Source organism: Serratia marcescens, assembly GCF_001902635.1.
In the GTDB taxonomy this organism is placed as follows: Bacteria; Pseudomonadota; Gammaproteobacteria; order Enterobacterales; family Enterobacteriaceae; genus Serratia; species Serratia marcescens_F.
In genome coordinates this window covers 1-3580 of the sequence record NZ_MJAO01000054.1, presented here as the reverse complement: position 1 = coordinate 3580, position 3580 = coordinate 1, and the positions used below count along the sequence as shown (strand labels likewise).

The following is a 3580-nucleotide window of genomic DNA, read 5'->3' as shown; positions in this document are numbered from 1 at the left end:
GGGGGACCGGCTGCCATATATCAACTTTTACCGCTTCTGCCAGTTGCTGGAGCAGAGCCAGCCAGACAAACCGGTTACGGGCAGTACCTGGCAGGTACGTCATGAACCGGTACGTTTTCGGCCACATCCGGGGATGGGCTTTCCGGCATCTGAAGTCAAAGGGATTGAGCAGTCTGAGCATTCGCATCTGCCGCCGACGGTACGCATCACCTTTATGGGGCTCTACGGCGTGGAATCCCCGCTACCAACGCACTATATCGATGACATCACCCAGCGCCGGGAAGGGTATGAGGCCACAGCGGATTTCCTCGATATCTTCAACCACCGGCTGATTGCCCAGTACTACCGTATCTGGCGTAAATATTCATACCCGGCGACTTTCGAAGAAGGCGGTAAGGACAAAACCTCGCAGTACCTGCTGGGACTGGCCGGGCTCGGGATTAACGGCTGCACGGACAGTATCGCGACCCCGGCTTCGCGCTTTCTGGCACTGCTGCCGGTCATGTTACTGCCGGGGCGTACCGCAGAAGGCATGGCCTCGCTGGTGCGCCTGCTGGCACCCAACACGCAGGCGAAAATCTGGCACCATGACAAACGCCGTGTGCCGCTGAAGAAGCCACTGACCATGAGCGTCAGCCAGCCCGTCACCCTGACAAACCGACCGGTGATGGGCAACTATGCCACCGACGTGAATAGCCAGGTGCTGATGCGCCTGACCACCACTGACCCGGCAGAAGTTCAGGGCTGGTTACCGGGCGGGGAGCTTCACACGGACCTGATGGCGCTGCTGCATGTCTATCTTGGCTCCCGCCTTGATGTGCGGTTACAGCTGTGTGTCGACCGTAGCCTGCTGCCTGACGCGACCATGAGCAGTAAACCCGACGCCGGAGCAGTGCAACTGGGCCGTACCGCAGTGATGCGGCCGCTGAATGCAGCGAACACCGTCATGCACCCCAAAACCTTAACCATCAATCTTGGCCGCTATGAGCGGGTACAGGAAAATATTCACCGCAGGGAGACCGATGAAGATGGCGATTACCGCTGGTAAATTTCCTCTGGCTGCGCTGGCCGCCGGTATCACTCTGATACTGTCGGGTTGTGGCCTGACTCAAAAAGTCACGGACGGCACGGTTGCCGTGACCAAATCGATTTTTTATAAGCAGATAAAAACTCTGCATCTGGATATTCGGGCCCGTGAGGCAGTGAACAGCAATGCAGGCGGCGTGGCATTGTCTACGGTGGTGCGTATTTACCAGCTTAAAGATCGCAAAACCTTTGACACGACGGACTATCCGTCACTGTTCAGGGCGGACAGTCAGGCCATTAAAGCAGATCTGGTAGCTGAGAAAGATATCCGCCTGCAGCCGGGCGGGGCGGTGATGGTGGATATGCCGATGGATGAAAATGCGCAGTATGTCGCAGTGGCCGGCATGTTTATGTCGCCGGACCAGGTGAACAACACCTGGCGGGTGGTGTTGAGCCGTGATGACCTCGATCCGGATAAAGCCCGGGTGATTGAGGCCGGTAACAACCGCCTGACCCTGAAGGCGCTGAAAGATGAGTGAGCCATCCCGTCCTTCGCTGTATGAAACTCTCTACGGCAACTTTACCGGCGGCTTCGACCTGCATCAGGTTAGCGAGCAGAGCCAGGTTATTCTGTCCGTACTCGACAACATGCAGCGCATCCTCAACTGCCGTGCGGGAACGCTGGCGCATCTGCCGGACTATGGTCTGCCCGATATGACTAAAATTCTGCAGGGCATGCCGGGTACCGCTCATGAGCTTATGGGCACCCTGTCGACTGTATTGCTCAAATATGAGCCACGTCTGAAAAAAATAGCCGTTGTCCTGCTGGAGCAGAACGTTCCCGGCGAGCTGCGTTATGCCATTGATGCTGAACTTAAGGGTATTGGACTGGTGCGCTATGGAACGGAGTTTATGCCCGAAGGTAAAGTGCTGTTACGTCATCTGAAACAACAGCAATACCTCGATAATTCGCTGTAAGTCTGAGCAAACTTGAGGATGCGGGTGCTTTGGTATTCCCTTCTTATATATGGACATTCTGAATGAAATTGCAAACCGGCATTAAATTGTCGCTGCTGCTCTGCACCATAATCAGCACGTTTGGCATGGCACACCCCGGACGAACCAACGAGGATGGCTGCCATACCAACCGTAAAACCGGTGAGTATCATTGTCATGGCAACAAAAGCCGGCGTGTTGATTATTATGGCCAGGATACACAGCCGGATAATAAAGCGGCGCTGGCCCCGGCTAAAAAAACAAAGCCACATTCGGCGAAAAAAGAGACTGGGGTAAGTAAAACTAAAACGGGTCTGACAAAGAGAGATAAAAACATTGGCGACTCTGGGTTACATCCCGTCGCTTCGCCACCCGATGTTCAGGCGCAATGTATCAACAGCAAAAATTTCAATGCCTATTGGGAGGCTGTTACCAGGCGCTGCCTGGACAGAAGCACGGGAAGAGAACTGATTTCCCCCTGAGAGAGGGCAACAGGATAGTGAAAGGCAATTATTTTGCATTTCACATTTTTAATGAGCGACACAATTTTGACTGACGTTTATACAGCAATGATAAAGGAGTAAAGCGTGGCGAGAAAAAATAAAGGTGATAATGCGGCGGGAGTTATATTCGTCATTCTCGGTGTGATTGGGTGGGGAATTTACGTTGCGGTGAGGGCGTTGATTACTGTTAATGAGCGTTTTATTGACTTCGTCTCAGACCCGATTGGCATTATCGGCGTATTTTTTGGTTTGCTGGTTATGGTTGCCCTGTTAATCAGACTTTATATCTACCGTGGCTTAAAACAAAAGCATGCGGCATTGGAACAGGAAAAGTCGGACCTTGAGCAGAAGGAGAAGGCCTTTGACGACAGGGTGAGTGTTGCCGTATTGCGCGGTATTGACCGGGAAAAGAAACGGCTAGCTTCCCATTGGGAGGACTATCATGCAGCCAGAGATAAAGCGACACGTGCACTGCAACGTATTGTGGACTCAGGCTATAAGTTTAAAGTGAAGACCCTACTTGCCGGGACCACGGTGAATAACTGGCAGAGTAAATACGACCAGCTCCGCAAGGAAAGGGATACCTATGCTGACATCAGCGAGAAGATAACCTTTCTCGACCTTGAAGATAATGCTGACTGGGATGGGGTAAAACAGCAGTTCCTGGATAAGGTCGCATTGCTGGAAAAAGCGCAGGAAGAAAAGGAATATCAGGCTGAAATCAAACGCCAGATGCGAGAAGAAAAGCAGCGCCAGGATGAACTGGACAGGCAGCAGCAAGAAGCGGAAGAAGAAGAAAATCGCCTGGCCGAACAACAGAGAGTGCTTGAAGAGGCACTGTTGGCAGCCGAAGGGACCTATAAAGAAGAGCTTGAGAAGCAGCGGCAGGAACTGGAGCAGAAAATCCAGGAGGTGCATCAGCAATATGAGCGCGCCAAATCCATGGCTCAGCTCACGAAGCAGGGACACGTCTATGTGATTTCGAACATTGGTTCCTTTGGCGAAGATGTCTTCAAAATCGGTATGACCCGTCGTCTGGAGCCGATGGAACGGGT

5 protein-coding genes are annotated in these 3580 nt (G+C 52.7%); all 5 read left to right on the top strand.

Annotated features, from left to right (window positions below):
- On the top strand, window positions 1-1048 hold a 1048-nt coding region (tssG, locus tag BHU62_RS24470), incomplete at its 5' end, for a type VI secretion system baseplate subunit TssG (RefSeq protein ID WP_073534938.1).
- Window positions 1029-1565 (top strand): type VI secretion system lipoprotein TssJ, encoded by a 537-nt coding sequence (gene tssJ / locus BHU62_RS24465; RefSeq protein ID WP_139282322.1) that lies wholly within the window; start codon window positions 1029-1031, stop codon window positions 1563-1565. The genes tssG and tssJ, both read left to right, overlap by 20 nt.
- Window positions 1558-2004 (top strand): type VI secretion system baseplate subunit TssE, encoded by a 447-nt coding sequence (tssE, locus tag BHU62_RS24460; protein WP_073534936.1) that lies wholly within the window; start codon window positions 1558-1560, stop codon window positions 2002-2004. Before tssJ ends, tssE begins: the two co-directional genes overlap by 8 nt.
- A gap of 62 nt (window positions 2005-2066) precedes the next feature.
- On the top strand, window positions 2067-2504 hold the full coding sequence (locus tag BHU62_RS25145; protein WP_073534935.1) for a DUF1283 domain-containing protein: 438 nt from the start codon (window positions 2067-2069) through the stop codon (window positions 2502-2504).
- Between the two features lie 105 nt (window positions 2505-2609).
- A partial coding sequence (locus BHU62_RS24450) for a GIY-YIG nuclease family protein (RefSeq protein WP_073534934.1) occupies window positions 2610-3580 on the top strand: 971 nt, incomplete at its 3' end.